This is a genomic window from Pseudomonas sp. FG43 (assembly GCF_057809175.1).
Genome location: NZ_JBMDJL010000004.1, coordinates 125,013 through 145,984, shown reverse-complemented (window position 1 = coordinate 145,984; position 20,972 = coordinate 125,013). Strand labels below are relative to the sequence as shown.

At 54.0% G+C, this 20,972-nt stretch carries 13 protein-coding genes and 2 pseudogenes; 6 read left to right on the top strand and 9 right to left on the bottom strand.

Annotated elements, in window-relative coordinates:
* Window positions 1–58 precede the first annotated feature (58 nt).
* Window positions 59–454: a lysozyme inhibitor LprI family protein gene (locus ACODS3_RS07020; RefSeq protein ID WP_489033875.1), complete on the top strand. Its 396-nt coding sequence runs from the start codon at window positions 59–61 to the stop codon at window positions 452–454.
* A 212-nt stretch (window positions 455–666) separates the two neighbouring features.
* The gene (locus tag ACODS3_RS07015) at window positions 667–1,437 is read left to right on the top strand and encodes a hypothetical protein (protein ID WP_489033874.1); all 771 of its coding nucleotides are present in this window, start codon (window positions 667–669) and stop codon (window positions 1,435–1,437) included.
* Between the two features lie 54 nt (window positions 1,438–1,491).
* Here the strand turns inward: ACODS3_RS07015 and ACODS3_RS07010 are convergent, their stop codons facing one another.
* On the bottom strand, window positions 1,492–1,701 hold the full coding sequence (locus ACODS3_RS07010; RefSeq protein WP_489033873.1) for a hypothetical protein: 210 nt from the start codon (window positions 1,699–1,701) through the stop codon (window positions 1,492–1,494).
* 404 nt (window positions 1,702–2,105) lie between these two features.
* Between ACODS3_RS07010 and ACODS3_RS07005 the strand changes: the two are divergent.
* Window positions 2,106–2,300, top strand: a pseudogene (locus tag ACODS3_RS07005) (cytochrome P450); the annotation flags it as partial.
* A 102-nt stretch (window positions 2,301–2,402) separates the two neighbouring features.
* Here ACODS3_RS07005 and ACODS3_RS07000 read toward each other — a convergent pair.
* From ACODS3_RS07000 to ACODS3_RS06990, 3 genes are all read right to left on the bottom strand, one after another.
* A complete protein-coding gene (locus ACODS3_RS07000; protein ID WP_489033872.1) occupies window positions 2,403–4,079 on the bottom strand; it encodes an AMP-binding protein in 1,677 nt (558 codons plus the stop codon).
* A gap of 352 nt (window positions 4,080–4,431) precedes the next feature.
* The gene (locus tag ACODS3_RS06995; protein WP_489033871.1) at window positions 4,432–5,358 is read right to left on the bottom strand and encodes a LysR family transcriptional regulator; all 927 of its coding nucleotides are present in this window, start codon (window positions 5,356–5,358) and stop codon (window positions 4,432–4,434) included.
* Entirely contained in the window at window positions 5,355–6,329 is a 975-nt protein-coding gene (locus ACODS3_RS06990; RefSeq protein WP_489033870.1) for a quinone oxidoreductase family protein, read from the bottom strand. Before ACODS3_RS06990 ends, ACODS3_RS06995 begins: the two co-directional genes overlap by 4 nt.
* Before the next feature lie 910 nt (window positions 6,330–7,239).
* Between ACODS3_RS06990 and ACODS3_RS06985 the strand changes: the two genes are divergently transcribed.
* Complete coding sequence (locus ACODS3_RS06985; RefSeq protein WP_489033869.1) at window positions 7,240–10,839, top strand: YobI family P-loop NTPase; 3,600 nt, start codon at window positions 7,240–7,242, stop codon at window positions 10,837–10,839.
* A gap of 289 nt (window positions 10,840–11,128) precedes the next feature.
* On the opposite strand, the gene ACODS3_RS06980 is transcribed toward ACODS3_RS06985, so the two are convergent.
* Both ACODS3_RS06980 and ACODS3_RS06975 read right to left on the bottom strand, forming a co-directional pair.
* The gene (locus ACODS3_RS06980; RefSeq protein ID WP_489033868.1) at window positions 11,129–11,839 is read right to left on the bottom strand and encodes a DUF4365 domain-containing protein; all 711 of its coding nucleotides are present in this window, start codon (window positions 11,837–11,839) and stop codon (window positions 11,129–11,131) included.
* A gap of 61 nt (window positions 11,840–11,900) precedes the next feature.
* Window positions 11,901–14,567: an ATP-binding domain-containing protein gene (locus tag ACODS3_RS06975; protein WP_489033867.1), complete on the bottom strand. Its 2,667-nt coding sequence runs from the start codon at window positions 14,565–14,567 to the stop codon at window positions 11,901–11,903.
* 336 nt (window positions 14,568–14,903) lie between these two features.
* On the opposite strand from ACODS3_RS06975, the pseudogene ACODS3_RS06970 reads away from it, so the two are divergent.
* Window positions 14,904–15,390: pseudogene (locus ACODS3_RS06970) on the top strand (IS5 family transposase); the annotation flags it as partial.
* A gap of 83 nt (window positions 15,391–15,473) precedes the next feature.
* Here the strand turns inward: ACODS3_RS06970 and istB are convergent.
* Window positions 15,474–16,277 (bottom strand): IS21-like element helper ATPase IstB, encoded by an 804-nt coding sequence (gene istB / locus ACODS3_RS06965; RefSeq protein WP_489033866.1) that lies wholly within the window; start codon window positions 16,275–16,277, stop codon window positions 15,474–15,476.
* The gene (istA, locus tag ACODS3_RS06960; RefSeq protein WP_489033930.1) at window positions 16,270–17,769 is read right to left on the bottom strand and encodes an IS21 family transposase; all 1,500 of its coding nucleotides are present in this window, start codon (window positions 17,767–17,769) and stop codon (window positions 16,270–16,272) included. The genes istB and istA overlap by 8 nt, the downstream gene beginning before the upstream one ends.
* Before the next feature lie 916 nt (window positions 17,770–18,685).
* Between istA and budC the strand changes: the two genes are divergently transcribed.
* Complete coding sequence (gene budC, locus ACODS3_RS06955) at window positions 18,686–19,468, top strand: meso-2,3-butanediol dehydrogenase (protein WP_489033865.1); 783 nt, start codon at window positions 18,686–18,688, stop codon at window positions 19,466–19,468.
* A 273-nt stretch (window positions 19,469–19,741) separates the two neighbouring features.
* On the opposite strand, the gene ACODS3_RS06950 is transcribed toward budC, so the two are convergent.
* Entirely contained in the window at window positions 19,742–20,692 is a 951-nt protein-coding gene (locus ACODS3_RS06950) for a tyrosine-type recombinase/integrase (protein WP_489033864.1), read from the bottom strand.
* Between the last annotated feature and the right edge of the window lie 280 nt (window positions 20,693–20,972).

Below are 20,972 nucleotides of genomic sequence, written 5' to 3'. Positions count from 1 at the left end.
TATAAAATAAAGGGCTTGTCAGTCTCGACACTCTCCCTTTAAAAAGCGAGAGACAGTCATGAAGAAAACCATAATTCCTTTTTTACTGCTAGGTTCGTTCTGCCTTCCACCCGCAAAAGCAGAGTGCATTGAAAGCACTGTCAGTCAAGAGGTTGATGCCTGTGCGAAATCAGCAAGAGACTCAGCAGATGCACGTTTGAATTCTAGCTATAAAGAACTCATGGCCCGAATAAAAAATCAGTACGAGGCGGATCCGAAAATAGGGGGTGACTTTGCTACAAAACTGAAAGAGTCACAGCGTGCATGGTTAAAATTGCGCGATAGTAACTGTGCACTTGAAGCGTTTGAAATTGAGGTGGCGCAACCTGCTTATTTAACCACCATGAATAACTGCGGAGCAAAAATGAGCCTGGAGCGCTCTGGCTATCTAGATCGTCTTTTACCGGATATCTAATATTTGTTTTCAAGTGAAATGCAGTGCTGTCGTTTCATCAAGAGCACTCATGGACACAACTTAAGAATCTATCAAAGTGCGGAAAAAGTAGCTGATATTGCATCCTTTACTCATATTTTTACTTTGTCTGTGGTGGTGCGCGCTTGTAAGTGTTCTATGGCACTCGCATGAGGTTGTGAGTAAACTACGTTACTGGCTACCAAGTGAATCATATGAGGACATTCAAAAAAGTTCTGGCTATTTTCTGTGTCATGTGTTCATTCAACGCATTTTCCTGCGAGGTGCTTGAAGGCAAAGCATTTCGGTCAATATCTGTTGAAAACGGAGTCATTACTTTTGATCTCGTCCCTATTGATGAGGATGCGGGAGATACCAGCGCGGGTGAACAGTTAGGAGTCGATGTTAATTTCTTTAACTGCAACACCGGTGACAGAAACCTGATTGGGCAGTTGCCTTTTTTAGCAGACACCGGCGAAGTCAAAGCAGCTTTTTTAGCTAACGCAGAGCAAGGACCTGAAAAAGAGCTTTTTGTGATACATGGTGTCGAGATCAGGTCCGATACGGGAATCAAATATTCTGGAGACTACTATTCTGTTCATGCTTACAAAAAGAGCCCTAATAGCTACACCAAGGATGAGAAGCTTTCCAGGTATTTTGGTGAGGGTGGTGATATTTTAGGAAATGACTATAAAGAAGTTGTATATCTGTTTCCGTACAAGAGTGAAAATGCGGTTATTTCCAAGCTTAAATCAGAAACTTACAAAAGGTGGAGTGCCGAAGCACCTGTGACTTTGGTCGTCAACAAAAAATCTTTTTTATATAACTCGCCTGTGCTAGCCGACATGAGTCGCATGTATCTTGTTGCAGGAGACAGGGTTACACAAGAAGCCGTTGAGGCCGGATGGATTTCGATTGTATATAAAACTGCCAAGGGGACGTTGATTCGTGGCTGGATTCAGTGCGGCAATGTAGACGGTTGCTAACCAGAATGGAGGTTATTTTAAAAATAACCTCCTGAACTCCCTTGTCGCAACGAATTAAACCACTTCGTCGATCAGCGAGGTTTTCACCGGTGTCACCGTAACCAGAGGGTTGGTCGGGTTTTGCAACTGATACCTGAGCTTTTCCAATGCTGCTTTTTGCTCATCGGTCAGTGGCGGCGGCGGAGTAGGAGAAGCGGGTAGGGGAGTAGACGGCCGAGTACCACCAGGGGTTAGTACGGGCAACGGACTGTTGGTTATTTGCATGTCACTGCTTCCGTGAGTGAGGGTTGAATACAGGGTAACGGCCGTTTTTCGGTGAGCTTTAGGGCTGATTTCCCAAGAGGTCTATACGGTACTCGATGACCAGAAGGAGGGGACAATCCGTGTTTAAGGTAGTGTCTGACGGAGCCTGCTTAACTGGGTGCAAACAGCAGAACGAAGGGTTGCCGGGATGCTTGGCGACAATGAAGCCAAGCTGGTAAATGAAAAGCTTCGGTTCGGGATCAGGAGCTCTGAGAAAGATTATCTCGGGTATTATGCTCATCAAGGGTTCCGGCCTGGAAGGCAAATGACAACTCCCTGAAAAAGGCCCTGAGCAAGGGCTGAACTCATCTGGCCGCAGCGAGGCGGAAGCCAATCCGAATTGCCCTATCCGTCATTGACTGGGCGGTACCTATTTCCCGTTCGGCCTGGGCGACCGTTCCTGCCCGGGAACAGCAATGGCGATGACCGATCTTGCTGCAGCATTGGCCTACTGGGTGGAACATTGAGACATAGTGCATGACGGAGAACTGACACCACGTGGGTGGTTCTCTCTGCGCCCGCATCGGGCTCGGGTCAGTTTCGTTCGGGTAGCCAGGTGAGTCTGACAAATCGAGTCACAATACAGAGAGGTCAGTTAAGGTTCAGAGCGGTAGCCATTAAAAACGTCCTGTAGTGGTTAGCGGGAAGCCGTTTGCGGGCAACTATCCAGCCAGATTTATTTCTAGAATACTGATTTCACGCATGCGAAATTTCTGGATCTTTCCAGTTACGGTCATCGGGAATGTATCTACGAATCGGAAGAATCGCGGCACCTTGAAATGGGCAATTCGCGCTTTGGCCCAAGCCCGCAACTCATCCTCACTGGCTGAATGCTCGGGGTGAAACTTTATCCAGGCGACAATTTCTTCGCCGTACTTATTGCAGGGGATACCTATCACTTGCACGTCTGCGATTGCAGGGTGAGAGAAAAAGAACTCTTCGAGTTCGCGCGGGTAAATGTTCTCGCCCCCTCTGATGATCATTTCTTTACTGCGACCAACGATGCGGACATAGCCAGCTTCATCCATCAAGGCAAGATCGCCGGTGTGCATCCAGCGGGCACTATCAACCACCTCGCACGTTCCTTGCGGATTGTTCCAGTAGCCAAGCATTACGCTGTATCCACGTGTGCAGAGTTCGCCTATGACTCCCCGAGGGACTATTCGTCCACTGTCATCGATGATTTTGCTTTCCAGGTGAGGTTGAGTACGACCAACTGTAGTGACTCTTAAATCAAGCTCGTCTCTGGGGCCTGTCTGCAAGGAAACCGGGCTCGTTTCGGTCATGCCGTAGGCGATTTGAACCTCGCTCATGTGCATGTATCTGATGACCTTGCGCATTACCTCGATCGGGCAGGTGGCTCCAGCCATGATCCCGGTACGCAAGCTGGACAGGTCAAACTCCTTCCGTTGAGGGTGATCCAGTTCCGCAATGAACATAGTTGGAACGCCATAGAGAACAGTAGCCTTTTCCTCTTCAACTACCTGGAGGGTCATCAACGGGTCAAAGGCATCGGACGGGTAGATCATCGTTGTACCGTGGGTCAAGCACCCCAGGTTTCCCATCACCATACCGAAGCAGTGGTAGAGCGGAACGGGTATCACCATACGATCGTGTTCGTTTAGGCCAAGGCTTTCACCCACCATGAAGCCATTGTTGAGGACGTTGTAATGGCTAAGGGTGGCTCCCTTTGGAAAACCAGTGGTTCCGGACGTGTACTGGATATTGATTGGGTCATCGAACTGGAGACTTGACTGGCGCTCAACGAGCGCACTGGACTCTATACCCAATCCAAGTTGCTGCAAGGCAGACCAGGAAAGAAACCCTGCTGGCGGGTGTGCCGCCAAGCTAATCACACCTAGGAGATCTGGCAGAATATCGCTGCTCAGCAACCCCACATCAGCGCTGGCCAGTTGGGGGAGAAGCTCGTGCAACATGGCGTGATAGTCAGACGACTTAAATGCCCCCGCACAAACTACCCAGCTACAACCCGACTGTCGGAGCACATACTCCAGCTCGCTGGTGCGATAGGCAGGATTGATATTCACTAAAATCGCGCCAATTTTGGCGCTGGCAAATTGAGTAATGCACCACTCTGCGCAATTTGGTGCCCATATGCCCAGTCGGTCACCACTCTTTATACCGAGGGCCAAGAGGGCACGAGCGTGAAGGTTGACAGCTTCAGCCAGCTCCCTCCACGTGTAGCGCAGCCCCTGATGCGTGACCACCAATGCTTCTTGAGCCGGGAACCTGGAAACGGTGGCATCGAATGCATCGCCAATCGGCATAGCAAAAAGAGTCGTGTCCTGCCGCCCGCGAGCGTAGCTGAGGTGATTCATGGCGCTCCCTTTTATCTTTGTAGTGGGATATGCACAGATCTGTCCGCGAAAAGGGGAGTATGGCTTTTGCCAATTACCTTTACGTAAACGTAAAGATAATTAAAAAACTGGACTCGTGTCCACTATTCATTGGCCCAAGGTGACTCGGCGATCTTAAATCTAGCCGCCAGGTGCAGAGCACGTAGCCGGGGAGGAGGGTAACGCTTGGCCTTTATCGACTGATTTGGTCATGGCGAGCCTCCTTGCTGCCGATCAGTCATCTCAACGCCTGGCCTTAAACTTTTCGTAGCTCAGCCGCAAGTCTGAGGCCCAACCGTCTTGAAACTCAATCGTCAGGACTGGTGAAGGTGATTCACTGTTCCCATGGCGCAGCGCCAGCGAAGCGGGTTTCTATCCAGTCCTTGAAAGCGACTACTGTAGCGGCTGGATACTTTGCCGAAGGTCTGACAAGGTAGACTCCGCCAGTTGCATCCAGCTGCCAATGCTCAAGTATTCGGATCAGTCGACCCGCTGCGATCTCACGCGTTATCAACCATTCGCCCGCACCCATAATGCCTGCGCCGGCACACGCGGCTGATAGTAAGGACTCGCTGTCATTGGAGGTCAGATTTCCTCTTGGTTGCACAACCTGGCGTTGGTTTCCGCGGTGTAAATGCCAGTGTGGAAAGGAGGCAAGCCCGGAGAAGCGCAGGCACTGATGATGAACCAGGTCTTCGGGAGTCTTGGGTACGCCATATCGGGCCAGATACGCCGGTGAAGCACAGAGAATTCGGCGATGATCGCAAAGTTTTTTCGCGATCAGCCGATTGTCATCCAGCTCACCAATTCTGATGGCTGCGTCAAAGCCTTCATCAATGATGTCAACCACCCGTTCGCTGTAGTCGGCGACGACGGATACATTGGGGTATTGCTCGAGAAACTCGGGCAGTATCGGGCCAAGCCATAGCCTCCCCATCGCCGCTGGCAATGCCAGCCTCAGTGTGCCCCGTGCTTGGGCGGCACCTTGTGCCGCCTGCTGTTGTGCTTCAGCGATCATGCTCATGGCTGCGCGTAGATTCTGCTCGAGATCCAATCCGACATTGGTAATGCGCACCTGCCGGGTGGAGCGCTCGATCAGCGTGACGCCCAAACGTTTTTCCATTGCCGCAAGGCGTTTGGAAATAACGGTTGGGTGGCGCTCCAGCAGACGCCCCGCAGCAACGAAAGAGCCCTGTCCGGCCACCGCCAGAAAAGCGGCTATCTCATCGCTGTGTTGGGCATCGAGAAAGTCTGCGTTCATGGGTTGAGGATAATGGTTCCAGATGATTGGCCTGACTCGAGATCCGCGTGGGCTTGTGCGGCTTGTGACAACGAGTATTTGCGCCAGATGTCGGCAGAGAATATACCTGCTTCGACTGCCTGCAACACGTCTTGTGCGCGCTCACGATATTCGGTGAGGGTTGCAGTGTGTGCGACAAGTGAAGGTCGAGTCAGAAACAGTGACCCTTTGGCATTAAGCGTTGCCAGCTCGACAGCCGATGGCGCACCTGAGGAGGCTCCGAATGAAACCAGAAGTCCGCGGGGGCGGAGGCTGTTGAGAGAAGCTTCAAATGACACGCGCCCAATGGCGTCGTACACGACATCCACTTTCTTGCCCTCAGTCACACGAGAGACTTCTTCAGCGAGTGTTTGAGCATCAAAGACTATCACCTCGTCACAGCCCAGAGAGCGGGCTCTCCGTACGCTGGTTGCTTTCGACACAACACCGATGACCCGGGCACCCAGGTGCTTTGCCCATTTGGCCATAATCGATCCGACACCACCGGCGACACCGTAAAGAAGAATTGTGGTGCCAAGGCCTACGGGGTACGTACTCTTCAACAAGTATTGCGCGGTGATGCCTTTGAACAGGACAGCTGCGGCGTCGTCGAAGGACAACCGATCAGGGATAGCTACAAGTTTGTCTGCTGGATAGAGCCGCGCGGTGGCATAGGCACCGATTGGTCCGGTTGCGTAGGCAACACGGTCGCCGACATGGACATTGATGACGTCTGGTCCCACTGCCGTCACAACACCTGCACCTTCCAGGCCTAGTCCCGAAGGCAGTTGCACGCCTACGGTACCATTGCGTTGGGTCACGTCGAGGTAGTTCACGCCAATCGCTTTTTGTTCAAGCCAAACCTGCCCGGCACCTGGAGAATGATCGCTAATCTCTTCAAGTTTGAGGACATCGGAAGGACCAAATGTGGTGAATCGGATTGCATGCGCCATGAACAGCTCCTCGCCATGTTTCTGGATAGTGAAAGTGGGAGGAGTGTGGAAGGCTGGAGGTGGCTGAACAAGCAAGGCAAGTGCAGTTCATTGCTGCACTGGTTGCTGTAATCTGGACGTATAGCATCTTCGCGCGCGACCCTTTACCGTCTGGGGTTGCTGGTTGAACGCAGCATGGTACGGCTCGAGGCGAGTCATAATCGCTATCGGCTAGGGTTTTGCTATCTGAAACTGGTACGCGGAGCTTGGCTGGAGCCCGACCTGGTGGAGGTTGGCGGGGAAATCCAGTTCCTCTCTAAAAATCTAGAAGATATGATTTCCGGACGTGCATTTTAAAAGTCGATGTCCAATCTATTTGAAACGCTGACAGGTTCGGAAATCTGAAATGACATTTTATTTAACAAGTGGGCGATGTCATATGTTCATAAGTCGATCAAGGGCCCGAGAATGCTGACTCAATGGTCTCTAAATCAGCGCGACTGTTCATCGATTAGTGTTCATAGACCTAGCTCTCCCCCGGTCATTAGTCTCGTCGCCCCGACCTTTATCCGTCCATCCAGTGATGGTGGAGGTATGTTCGACGGCGGCACGGGGTGCGCTTGCGTGGTGTTTCGTGACCGAATATGTCATATAGCCGCTATTGGATTTTGTTGCAGCGTCACCGCTGCATATTATTAGCGGTCATTCGCCTGCTCGGCGGGACACGGAAGGCCATTGCATGAGATCTGGATAGATGCTGGGAGCTATCAAAAATTGTCTAGGCCTGGCGTGGGAAGCGCTTGTGGTTGGAGGGAGAGCTGCGTGGAGGGTGCTGTCCACACGGCATCAGAGAGGCAACGTTGATCCTTTCTTTGAGCCGTTGACCCCCATCATTGTCACGGACGGCCGATCGGCCCGGTATGAGCGCGAGTTGCTACATGCCCTGGAAAACTCCGATGTTCTGAACATCGCGCTCACAGGTAGCTATGGCGCGGGTAAGAGCAGCGTGCTGAAGACATTCTTCAGCAACCATCCACAGTTCAACCACACCTATGTGTCCCTCGCGACCTTCAGCAAACCCACCTTGGGTTTGACTCCTCAGCCTAGTGGCCAACCTCCCGACCCTGACTCCGCACCTGAGGGCCCGGCTGTTACCGGGGGCGAGCACTCACTTGGGGATGTCGATCTGGTTAATCGCATTGAAGAGACCATCGTCCAGCAACTGCTCTACGCGGTGCCCGCAGCGAAAGTGCCCAAGACTCGACTGAAACGGATAGCCCAGGCCTCAAACTTCAGTATTAGCATGCGCACCCTGGGGTTCACTTTGCTTGCCGTCTGCGCCTTGAGGCTCTATGTACCCAAGCTTGCGATGATAAAAACCGTGTCGCTTGAATGGCTGATCAAGGGCTTAATGGTTCTTCCCGAGTCTGCAGCGCTGGCTGGAGTGGCGATTGGTGCAATCTATCTGTTGTACGCCGGGTTGAGGTTCATGTCCCTGTTTACCATCGATGGGCTGACCCTCAAGGGAGGCAAGCTTGAAGCGACTCACCATAGCTCGGTGCTTCATAAGAACGTCGATGAAATCATCTACTGCTTCGAGCGCAGTGATATCAACGTGGTGGTCATTGAAGACCTGGATCGCTTCGACATCCAGGACATTTTCTTCAGGCTGCGAGAGATCAACTTCATCATCCAGCGATCACCCCAGGTCAAGCGTCCTGTCCATTTCGTCTACGCCATCCGTGATGAGCTGTTCACGGTCACGGACAAGACAAAATTCTTCGACCTCATTATCCCCATCATCCCTGTGATCAACTCCGAGAACTCCAGGGAAAAGCTGGTCGAGCTCATGAAGGCCCGCCAGGTGGCCGGCAAACCGCTCGATGATGGCTTGAATCTCAAACTCATCGAGACGGTGTGCTACTACATCGACGAAATGAGGCTGATCAAGAACATCGTCAACGAGTATGACGTCTACGCGAACGTACTGGCTAAGGACGGTCTGGAGCTGGATCCCAACAAGCTGTTTGCGATGGTTGCGATCCGAAATCTGCACCCCAATGCCTATGCGGACCTGGTCAAGCGGAGGGGCACGATCTATGGCGTCATTGATGGCTACGCAAAGTGGGTAAAAGCCGAAACCGACTTACTCGAAACGGCAGCTCAAGCGCTAGAGGATCAGCGTGCGGCACGTGAAGACGAGGTGGCCGATAGCGTGGAGCATCTACGTGTGTCCGTCTGGTTTGAGATTTTGAAACTTGGGGACAAACCCACTGCAAACCACGTGCGGCTAGATGGCGGGTCTACGTTCACGCTACTGAACTTTGTATCGGATCCTGTATTCGCCCAGGTAGTAGCATGTCGAAGCGTGCAACCAATTGTGATTTCACACTGGCAAGATAACGGTCAAGCTGTCCTGTCTAAAAAGGCTTTGCAAGAGGCACGTTACGATGAGCGCCTGCAACGCTTTCAGACGTCGCTCGATGAGTTGGATGAGCAACTTGAAACGAATCGAAGCAAAGTGCTACGCCTCAAAACGGCAGGTTTTCGGCAGATCGTTTCCCTGGGGTACGGCGCAGAGCTTGCCAAACGCCTAAAAGGGCTAGAACTCATAACTTTCCTCGTTCACCGCGGTTTCTTCGACACGGATTATGTCGATTACCTCGGATATTTCTACGAGGGATCACTCACCCAATCGGATAAGAACCTCATCATGGGGCTTGTCAGGGGTGAGGAGTACGACGTGACCACTCCAATACATAATCCGGAGCTTGTGATCAGGAAGTTGGATCTGGATTCGGTAGATGGCGGGCGCGGCATTATGGTCGATCTTATTCACGAGCTTTTGCAGTCGCGTAAGGATGAGGTGGTTGCCAGAAGGGACAAACTTCGCTTGATCCTCCGAAGCGGTCATGATTACAAGGAGCGTTTCGCCGAGGCGGTAGCACCGATTGTTCCTGGGACGTACGGTTCTGCGCTTATGAGAGCAATGTATGGCGCAGATCGCGATCTCATTCCGTTACTGCTCAGCCATGATCGATTCAAAACATCCACCCTGCGGCAGCAGTTCCTCATTGCTCTTCTGGATGCGCTGACGCCTAAGGAGATGCAGACCCTCGACGATAAGTCAGGCCGGTTGAGGAAGGCTATCAATGAGCTGCGTGATGCTTCGGTTCTTTCGGCGAAGCTTGCGAGTAGTCAAAACGGATGGAGGTGGGTCAGGGAGTTGCCAGCGCAATTCTCCAACCTTGATGCGAGTGCCTCGTCTGGAGATTTGCGGCAAATGGTGGAGTGGGGTTGTCTGGCCCTTAATCTCAAAATGCTGCAATTGCTCTGCCATATACTGGATCCGGGAAATCAGAGCGTTAGGGTAACGTACCATCGGCTTAGCAAGCTGGAAATCACTGGCCTGGACAGCCTGATCGAGGAAAACCCGGACGGTTTCGTGGCGCAGCTCGTGAGCCAGGAAGGATCGCTCGAAGAGACACCGGAATCGCTCGTGGCCTTGTTCGGACTTTGCCAGAGTGAAGCCTACACACTGCAGGTATTGCTCGAGCAGACGACCTGCAGTTTGACTGACCTTGACGCGGTACCTACCTCGTTATGGGCGCAAATCATGATGGCGGGACGTGTTCGGCCTGTGGGGAATGCAGCTTGGACGTACTTCAATCGCGCCCTGGTAGCAGATAAAGAATCCGAAGATTTCATCGATTTGGGCGAGTCGGCGCTGGATAATTTCGCGGAGTTTCTCAAGCACAACGCTCAAGACTTGGCTGAAGAGTTGTGGCAGGACGCCAGTCGCAACGTTGGCTTGCAGACTTTCCTCGTTCGCACGTCGCAAGTTGAGAATGCAACCCTGCGAACGCTTTTCTCGAAGGTGGTGTTGAGCCCTAGCGTTGTCATGGACACCGCGGCGCCTCGCAATCGGTGGGCGATGTTCGCCAATGGTGACCTGGTCGAGTACAGGGAGGAAATTCGGGCGTTCATTGCCGATCACGCTTTCTCTTACCTAGGGGCTTATCTCATCCGCCGGTGGGGCGTCGCCCGTGAACAGATGGACATGTCGGCGTTGCCGGTGTCGTTGGCCCTTGAACTGACCAACGCACAGGTGTGCTCGACTGCTGAGAGCATCAAGATATGGTCGGGCATTCCTTACGGCGCCTATGACACGTGCGACGGTGCCGTTGAAGCATTGGCTAGAGCGTGTGATCGCGCGACCCGAGATGGATTGCGATTCCCGGAGGCCTACCTCCCGACGCTGCTGAAGTTGCTCCCGGACGGGGCGCTCTCTAGAGAGCAAAGGATCAACATGCTGATCCATGCTCTCTCGATGGGCTGCAGTTGGCCAGAAACGGCTGGAGTATTGCCGCTCGTGGGCGAGGAGTATCAGGCGTTACTCAACAAACGGCGCGTGAACCTGCCGGCTCATGATGTAGATCGCCGACTGATCGATACCCTCGCTTCAAGAGGTTTTGTGGGGGCTATTAAACCCGAGGCCAAGTGCATCGTGGTCTGGAGCAAGCGTAATTGAGTCGCCATTGGGTGGCTATTCCGTCCACCTTCACATAAGTCAGGAACTCGGCCGCTCTATGAGGCTTGGAACGTCTACGAAACTAGGGGCGATTCAGATTGGTAGCTTGGGCGTGCCGCTGCGCGGCCAGGCTGTCGTGAACCGAGCCCCGCATTTCAAGGGTCTCGGCCCTTCGGGCTTCCATCCCGCACGCCTTCGGCCGGGGCGGCCTGCGCGCTCCGCTTACGAGGCCCGCATCTGTACGATCATGCCTCTTACAGAGGTTATATCAGACGGGCGTGCTAGAAGTTCAATAGAGATCCGCCGTTCGTTGTCTGTGCAGTTCAAGGTCTAATTGATTCCATAGGCGATTCATGTTGTCTACCATTTGGACAACGTGAGGTGGTACGCGCCCTTTACTTAGATTGATCAGTCTATAAATTATGAGGATGGCTTCTTCATTGGCTGCGTGTTGTTCCAGGGAAGATGGGTTTTCGATCGACAGCCAACCATTTCCGCGCTCATCAAAGAAGCCGTTTACGGAACGTGATGTGATTTCTGCCAGATGCAGGATAATGCTGTTTCCGAATGTCGCGATCCTCTCAAGCTTAGATTTTGCAGAGATATCTAGCTTGTCCACTGCTCTGTCGAACTCAACCTTGGCGCCTTTGGGTGTTGAATAGTCTATCTCTGGCTCTATTACTTTCCAAAGAATCTCTTCGGTTGTTGTGCTGACAGCGCACAGTATTACTGGGACTGAAAGCGTCTTCCAATACTCAACGTGCTCAGGCGTTGGGTAAACAGTGTTGATGCCGTCGACAAACGATTCGGATATGGCTTTCACTTGGACTTTTACGATCCTGCCAGAAGCTAAATTCCCTTCGAGCAGCGTCTCGAATTCAGCATCTATCCCTAGATCTACTTCTTGGCGTCTGTATGGCCAGCCAAAAAGTTTGACAAATTCTTTCTTTACAATGAGCTCTCCTGTGTCGCCCGTCTGCTGATTTGGTGTGTAATGCATGGGGAGGTTCCTTTTAAATATTAAATGGTTTTAGGATCTAATTCTGAAGTCGCTGGATTTGCTACCAGGTGATGCCAAACGCTGGACGAAGTTTTTCCAACGTACCAGGAAGCTTTTTGTGGCAGACCATACCGAGATAGGTCGCCGCACGGGTGGCGCCCACATACAGGAATCGCTCGAACAGAGTAGGTTTGGCTTCGACGAGCTCATCCAGCCCGATGAAGAACACTGCTTCGAACTCGAGCCCCTTGATGTGCTGGACATCAAATACCCGGATATCGGATTGGTTTCCCAAGGACTGACCATCGACACAGGGGGCTGCAATCAGACTCCTGCTCTCCAGTTTTTTGGTGAGCGCTTCGGCAATGGGCTTCACGTCCGCCTCGGAATCGACCAGGACAGCAATCGTAGGCACTGGCTCATTTTTGGAGCGGATCTGATCCTCGATCTCGAAGATCCTCTCGGCGACCCAGGTGACGACGTCTTCACCCCGTAGGTTCTCACCTAGCACCGGCAGTACACCTTCGTGAGTAGAGTGCTCCGGCAGGCTTCCTACTGCTTCGGTGTCTCCATCCATGTGCTCAAGCAGCTTGGCCGCGAAGCTGTTCAACAGGCGACTCTGCCGATAGACCGTATTGATACGTTGAGGCTTGAGGCGAGGGGAAATCCACTCAAGTTGATCGAGCTGCTTGAGGCCAACCCCTGTAATCCGTTGATTGAAGTCTCCACAGGCAAAGAACGATTCAATAGCAGGGTCAGTCAGGCTTTCCATGCAAGCTAGCTGGAGGAGCGAGAAGTCCGTGGCTTCGTCCACTAGGACTTGCTGCAGGAACTGGCTCGAGATCCTGGCCAACTCGGTGAAGCGAGGTTCGTCGATATGCCGTTTTACGAAATCCTGGCGGATCAGTTCACGAGCTGATCGAAGCATGAGGAGAAGGATCGCGTCGAGCTCTGTCTCATCAATGTGGGAAGCGTGCTCTGGCCGCTCATAGCGGTACCTATCAAGCGTAACGCTGTCGCGACGGAACGCTCTGTAGCTTGCCGGTACATCAAGGATGTAGCGTTTCCACGCGTCTCTAAAGCGCCGCAGGGCGTTCTGGAAACACATCTCCCGCCCGAGTGTTTCAAGCCATTGATCTGAAGGGACTCGATCTCCAAGCCAGTTCCGTAGTTGAGCAGAACGGCTTGTCTTGCCTAGATTGCCATTCCGATAGCGAGTACGCGCATAGGCCTGGAGAAACTTGCGGTAAGCCGTGAATGCCTTGAGCTCTGCGGTGTGTGATTGGGTCGGCGTACCTTCTTCAGCACTATCATCATCAAACTCGGCACCGTCATCGTCGTCTTCATCATTTTGACCGAGGCTATCAAGGAAGGCGGCCATTTCTGCGAAGATGGCCTTGTTGTGGTTGTAGAGGAGGTTGCCCTGCCTCTTGATCAAGTCATCTGTGGTTGCGCGACTGGCTTTGAGCATAGGGTCAATCCGCGCCTCAAGATTGTTCCACTCGGCATAGGCACTCAGCAGCCCTTCTGGTCGGAGTCCCTCGGCTGTGGCAAACAGCTTGTGCACCACCGCATCTACTAGGTTCGGGGCAGAATCCCGGAGCAGAATTGCTCCTTCCTTCAGGGCGGCGAGGAGACGGCTTTGGTGATGTGTTTTGAAATCGGTGAACCACTGACGCGGATCATCGTTGATGTCCTCCGGGGCGAATTGGCGATCCTCCTTCAGAATGCATGTGCCACCGTTGCCCGTCCTGAGGATGCCAAATGTCGACCTTGCCAGCTCATGCCGGCGCTTGCTCCAGGTCTTGATATGCTCGTCAGAAGCCGGCACGTTCTCGCGATTGAAGGCCTCTTTGACGTAATGCTTTAAGAGGTCTGACGGCGTGAACATCATCCAGCTTGAGCGCTTAGACTGTGGGCCCAGCAAAAGCCGTTCTTCCTGGCTAAGCGCTTCCCAGTCCAGCTTCTGCCCAAGACGTTTGATCAAGGTGCTTGTCTTGCCTGTCCCCGGTGGGCCGAGGATGATGAGCTGGTGGTCTACAGAGAGGCGGAAGATTTCGTCCTGGAATTTGTCGAGAATCGCCTGGTCTCGAAGGGCCATAGCGTTTCGGATCTGGTGACGTACACCTTCCCTGATCTTCTCGGTTTCAGAGCTGCCGGCGAGCATGGCGAAAAAAGAATCGCTTTCGTCGCCCGGCTGAATAACCTTGCGAAGAGAGGGGATCGTCTGAGGTGCTGAGCGTTCTTGCCGCCAAATGCTATCGATTGAGTCCCAGAGCGCAGCGCTTTTCTGGGGCTTCAACTCGAGTTTATCCAAGACGCGGTAGCTGACTTTTTTTCCCGCTATCTCTAGATCAACGTCATCACCTGCGCCGTGGGCAGCCAAACGTCCGAAAGGAGAGCGGTAACCTGCTAGCTTGCCGTGATTGAGGACGAATCCCCCAGTCGTGCGGCAGATGTAGTACGTCTCAACCTGGCCTTTCTCGTTCTCCACCACTATCCGCGACACAGCTGGCTCTCGAACGAGGCTTATCAGTGACTTGGTCACGTCATCCGAGATGGAAGCAATCTGCTCGACGGCCGCCGCGCCAGTGAAGGTATTGACGACGGCCAAAGCTTCCGAGGCTTCGCGACTTCCGGTAGCGAGCTGCTTGGAAGCAATTTGTTCAATTTGCTGGAACGAATCTAACGCGTCGTTGGCAATTTTCTCGGCATCGCTGGAACTCATTGAAGCTCTCCCTGTTTCAAACGGTCGTGGCCTGAGCGTAAGGCGGCGAGTGAGCAGCTTCCTTGGCTCAAAATGACAATGTCTGTCGGCTGATCTAATCCTAAATCTTGGCAGCGGGAGTTGCTAGCGAATTGCCATGAGTGAGTTCGATTTAACGTGAGCCGGCATCAAAACCATACTCGCGGTCGGTCGACGACATGCTTCTGGTGCGCTTGGTGCTAAGCACCTCGTTAGATCATGTGGCTAGGCTCTGTACGAAATCAGCCGAAATCAATTTGAATTCCACAACCGTTGAGATTCAGTACAGTCCGCGACCATCAAAGGCAGGAGCCCACGATGGCCAAACGGTACGAACTCCCCGACGCAGCCTGGGATTTGGTTGCAGATATCTTCAACGAACCCCGCCGTAGCGGGCGCCCGCGAACAGATGATCGCTTGATGCTCAACGGTGTACTTTGGGGGCTCTGCTCGGGCGCCGCCTGGCGCGATATGCCCGAGCGCTTCGGCCCCTGGCCAACGGTGCATCAGCACTTTCGTGATTGGCGCAATCGCGGAGCGTTTGACCAAATGCTCAAGCGGCTTCACATCAAGCTCAACGAGCAAGGGTTAATCGATCTGGAGACCTGGATGATTGACTCCACCGCAGTACGAGCAACCCGGGCCTCTTCTGGTGCCGGGAAAAAAGAGGGCCTGAAGAACCGCAAGACCACGCGCTCGGGCGCAGCCGGGGCGGCCTGACTGTCGGCGCTGATTGAAAACTGACCCACCCTGCCGATTGAAAATTGACCCAGGGCAGATTGCCGATTTGTCATCAGCAATTGTGGATTAGCGTAGCAGCCCTGTCCGACCTCAAATGATCGAAGCCCCACCACATGGTGCGTGTGATAGGGCAGTTTCCGATCTGGATTAAAATGGCTCATCGTCCTCAACAACATCACCTTCCTTGCGCTTTCGCTCACGTGTCTTGATCTTTGTCTGGGCAGCCAGAGTGCTGTGTTGCAGACGATAGGACTCGTTGCCTGTTTCAACGATGTGGCAGTGGTGCGTCAGTCTATCCAGCAGTGCAGTAGTCATTTTCGCGTCGCCAAAAACGCTCGACCATTCCGAGAAGCTCAGGTTGGTCGTGATGATCACGCTGGTGTGTTCGTAGAGCTTGGACAAGAGATGAAACAGCAGCGCACCACCGCTTTGGCTGAAGGGCAAATAGCCCAGCTCATCCAGGATGACGAGGTCTGTGCGCAGCAGCCCCTGCGTAATCCGGCCCGTTTTCCCGTCGTACTTCTCACGTTCCAACAGATTGACGAGGTCTACCGTGGAGAAGAAGCGGACTCGTTTGTTGTGAACAGTGATCCCGGACACAGCCAGCGCGCTGGCCAAGTGTGTTTTACCGGTACCGGGCCCGCCGATGAACACGACGTTTTGGGCCGTCTCCGTGAACTCCAGACTGGATAATTCTTTGACCAGTCGGGCATCAGCGCTGGAAGCGCTGAAGTCAAAGCCTGCCAAATCTCGGTGCATGGGGAGCTTGGCCATGTTCATCTGATGATTCACGGAGCGCACGGCGCGATCTGCCTGCTCCTGCTGGAGCAGATGCTCTAGCAGCCATTTTGATGATGCCGTCGAAGCTTCACCTTGGGCCGCCAGTTCTTCCCAGGCGTGCGCCATGCCATGCAAGCGAAGCTCTTTAAGTTCTGCCATCAAGTCACGCATTTCGGCTCTCCTCATCTTTCGCACGCAGTTGGTCATATCGAGCCGTGTTGGCTGTTGGCGCAACCTTCAGCTGTAGATTCGTTTCTACAGAAGGCGGCGGTGCCGTGGACGTCAGTCGAGCCAGGACATTCAGGATGTGATCAGCGCTCAAGCTGCCAGACTCAAGCACCAGCTCCACGGCCACCAGAACAGAGTCGAGACCGCTGATGGGCACCGCAGCCAACACTTGGGTCATGACGCGATCACCGTTAGCGTGACGCCGGAGGCCACGCTTGAGCAGGCGTAATGGTTTGGGTAAATCAGCAAATGGGGCGCCATTGCGAAGTGCGCCAGGTTTGCGCTCGATCAGCGGGATGTAGTGCTGCCAGTCGTAGCTGACTTGGTCTCGATCAAACAGTCGCTCATGACTGGCGATAGTTGTTTCATCAGCAACGACCACAACCCGCGAGGGATATAAACGGCTGCTGACCCACTGACCGACGCGCTCGCAAGGCACTGAGTAACGATTGCGCGCCACGCTGATCAGGCAGGTACTGGAGACCCGCACGGTGCGTTCGACATAGCCGTCGAAAGCGCTGGGCATCGGCATCATTTCCACCCGCTCCAGCTCCAGAACATCTGCCACCGTAAGCCCTTTATATTGCGGGTGCGGCAGCTCACTCCAGAGAGTTCGGCAGCGCTGGCCGAGCCAGACATTCAGCTCATCGAAGGTATGAAACAGGCAGTCTTGAGCATCGAGCCAGATGCGCCGCCGACTGTCCTGGACGTTCTTCTCGACGATTCCTTTTTCCCAGCCCGAAGCCACGTTGCAGAAGTCTGGGTCGAACAGATAGTGCGCGCGCATCACCGAAAACCGGGCATTGACCGTCCGGCCTTTCCCCTTGCTGACCTTGTCGACCGCCGTTTTCATGTTGTCGTAAATGCCGCGACGCGGCACGCCACCCAATACTCCAAACGAGCGAGTATGGGCATCAAACAACATCTCATGACCTTGGCTGGGATAGGCCACCAGCCAAAATGCGCGGCTGGCACAGAGCTTCATGTGGGAGACCTGGATCCGCCTGAACAGCCCGCCGATCAGCAGACCCTCTTCACTCCAATCGAACTGGAAAGCCTCGCCCAGCGCGAACGTCAACGGCACAAAGGCCCGCAAGGATTTACCTTGCTCACCGCGCCACGCGCGGATGAAGGCGGTCAGTTGGCTGTAGCCGCCGTCGTAGCCCTCGGCTTTGATCTGGTCGAAGAGAGCCTTTGCGGTTCTGCGGTTGTGTTTGGCCCGAAGCGAATCGGCTTTGAGCGCCTGCTCCAGCGTTGCGTGAAACGGGCTCAGCTTGTTGAAAGCTGCACGTCGTTGGTACACAGGCTGTTTGGTTTCGGGGGCCCTGATCCACTTTCGGATCGTGTTCCTGGACAGGCCAGTACGCTTGGCTATCTGATGCAGCGACAGCTTGTCGCGAAAGTACATCCGCCGAATTTTTCCTATCATTTCCATGCTGATCACCCTGTGTTCTCCTGCTCGGAAAGTGAGCAGAAGCAGTTGAACACCTGGGTCAGTTTTCGGTCAGCGGCAACACAACACAGCAGAAAGGCAAAAGCCCGGTCAAAAACCGGGCTTTGCAGGACCCTCAAGGGGAGATAAAACTCAAGTGCCTCAGGGGCTACCGACCAAACTCTACGAGCGGTTGGCGCACATGTCAACGCTTCGCGTCTGATACGAAGTAGTCAGGAGACATGTACCGTAATGTGTAGTCATCAGAGCTGACGCAGCCCTGTCTAGCGCTCTAGGCAGATTACCATGCCGTAATTTGTAGTCGATACGAAGAGTGCCAAGCTGATTTATCGGGTGTTTCTCAAAGGCGCCATTACTGACTCTACGTCCAAACCGTTCATAAGGCAGTTGTGTGCTATTACTGACAGAGCCTCGAAAAGCTTGTCTCGCTGTATTGCCAACGCAGCGTTCTCCGCTTGAAGACTTGCAATACGCTCTTTGAAACTCCTGCGCCGGCGGGCACCATCCGGATCCCTCCCGCTTTCCCTCATTTGAACAATACGGGCGGCCTCAATTCTGTCTCTACGGTCACCTCCTAGCGTAGCTCGGCTTGTCAGGCCTAGCCGGCGCTGCACCTCCGGTCGGGAAATGGGAGCGAGCTCCACTCCTGAGCTAATCATCTGGGCGAGGAGAGCGTCTATTGCCTCGTCAAGAGTACCGCCCCTCAATGTCTGTCGTCGTGCCATAGTCGCCCCTATTCATCTGATACCGAGCTGTGTCGTTTGTTCTCATCAGCCAACTGAACAGTGCTTGGGGGCTCTTTAGCGGCGCTGCCGGTAGACCGGCTGTTTTGATTTCGACAAGGCTGCCTCCGGAGGATAGCCACCAAGTTCGTCACCCATACGCCGAGGAAAACATCATGAATCGATTCGCAGGCAAAGTTGTAATCGTGACAGGGGCGGGGACGGGAATCGGGGCGGCTACAGCCCGCCGGTTCTTATCCGAGGGCGCGTCGGTTGTATTGAATGGCCGCCGCGAACAGAAGCTGGCCGAGACAGTGGTTGGGGCTGATCCGGCACGGGTGATGCTCCATCCCGGCGACATCTCAGACGAGGTGTACGTCAAGCAACTGGTGGCCGACACGGTCGCGAGGTTTGGTCGGCTCGACGTCCTAATAAACAACGCTGGTTTCGCCATCTTTGGCCCATTCGCCCAACTTTCTACAGAGGACTGGCGGCGGCAGATAGCTACTGACCTGGACGGGGTCTACTTCGGCTGTCGAGAGGCGTTGCCCTATTTGCTCGAAACCAATGGCTCAATCGTTAATGTCTCGTCTGCATCGGGTTTGGGTGGCGATTGGGGAGGAAGCGGGTACAACGCGGCAAAGGGGGCGGTCACCAACCTGACCCGGTCACTTGCCTTGGAATACGCCGCCCGTAATGTCCGAGTAAATGCCGTCGCTCCTAGCCTTACCAGCACAGATGCGACGGCAGATATAGAAAAGAACGAGGCGATCATGTCTGCATTTCGCGCCCGGCTGCCTGCCGGTAGACAGGCAGCACCAGAAGAGGTCGCGGCTGTCATTGCGTTTCTGGCCAGCGATGATGCCAGCTTCGTCAACGGAGTAATCATTCCTGTCGATGGCGGCTTGGCAGCATCTAATGGACAACCAAACTTTCTTGAAATGTTCGGGGCGAATTAAATGCCGAATCAGAGCATTTTCTCCGTTGTTTGAGTTATCCCGACGTTGCATTGAAGAGCTACCGGCTTATCGGTAATGAATACCTGTATGAGAACTGCCTTTCTGGTGCAGTGCTGTTACGGTGACCAGTGTCGAGATAATCCATCTAGGCGCATGAGCAACACAGCCATACCGGTAGACCGTACCGCCCGCTCCGCGGAACAACAACGGCGCAAGGTCGATCTGTTTCTGCGGAAGGCGTGCGATTAAGCCTTTGAGAACACGCCTTTTTGTCTAAGCTCCAGCCCCAGATATATGCCTGCTTGAACGCAACGCGATGCCCCCGAAAGAAACGCTTGCATCGACGTAGCGAAGTGCAGACTTCATATCCTTCCAGCCCACATAGCTCATCAGCCCCTTGATGTCCCACCCATTGGCAGAGGCCCAGGTTGCAAAGCCACGTCGCATCGAGTGGGCGCTGTACAGCTCTTCAGGCAGCCCGGCTTCCTTGAAGATCCGTCGCAGCATCGGAATCAGGCTATGGGGTTGGATGGCCTTGTCCGCCAAATTCCCCCAGCGATCCAGGCGGCGGAAGACAGGGCCCTTCGCGAGACCTGCAACGGTAATCCAGTTGATATAAGCCTCGACCGGACACAGCATTGTCAGCGCCGGCGTCTGAAAGGTTGTCCCCTCGTGCAGGCGATCACCCTTGGTGTGCGGCAGGAAGAACGTGATGCCTTCACCGCTATAGGCTTTTGTGTTCTCCACCGTGAGCCTGGCCAACTCATCCCCGCGGAATCCCCGCCAGAATCCGATCAGCACCATTGCCACCGAGCGACGGTGGCGCAGCAGCGTCTTGTAGTCACCGCGGTCGAGCGCGGCGGCGGCTTCTGCTTCCAGCCACTTCACGGCTTGTTCGAGATGCGTGAGTAGGAGGGGCGCAGCCTGCTTGACCTGGGCGGGATGCACGACACGGATGCCCTTGATCATCTGGCGCACGTTAGGCGTCTTGGTCGGGTCTGGAAATCCTTGGGTGATATGCCACTGCGCCAGCGCGGCCAAACGCTGCTTAAGCGTGCTGATCGCATGCTTGTCGGCGTATTCAGCCAGGTAGCGAACGATACCGTCGCCTGTGGTGGGCAGGTAGCCGCCCCACGTCACTTCGAAGTGCTCGATCGCAGCTCGATAGCTTTTGCGGGTGTTCTCCCGGGTACCTGCCTTTAGGTACCGGTCAGCCTTGTCCATCGAGCTTTGCCTTCAAAATCAGCGGTTTCTATTGGTTCGTTTCTTGGGCGAGTCCACTACCGTCGCCAGCCTGAGATGCATACCTGATGGAAGAACACTAACCTTCAGCTCGTTCCGGTTCCGCACCATAGTGTACGGCTAAAGTGCTCTCCATGTGCCCAGCGATCTCGTCTAGACACTAGGCTCGCCTTGAAATACCAGCTGGCAGGCAGGGGAGCATCTTGCAGAGTGCTTTGAAATCAGCATGCATTGCGTCGAATGGCGTATTGACATCAATAAG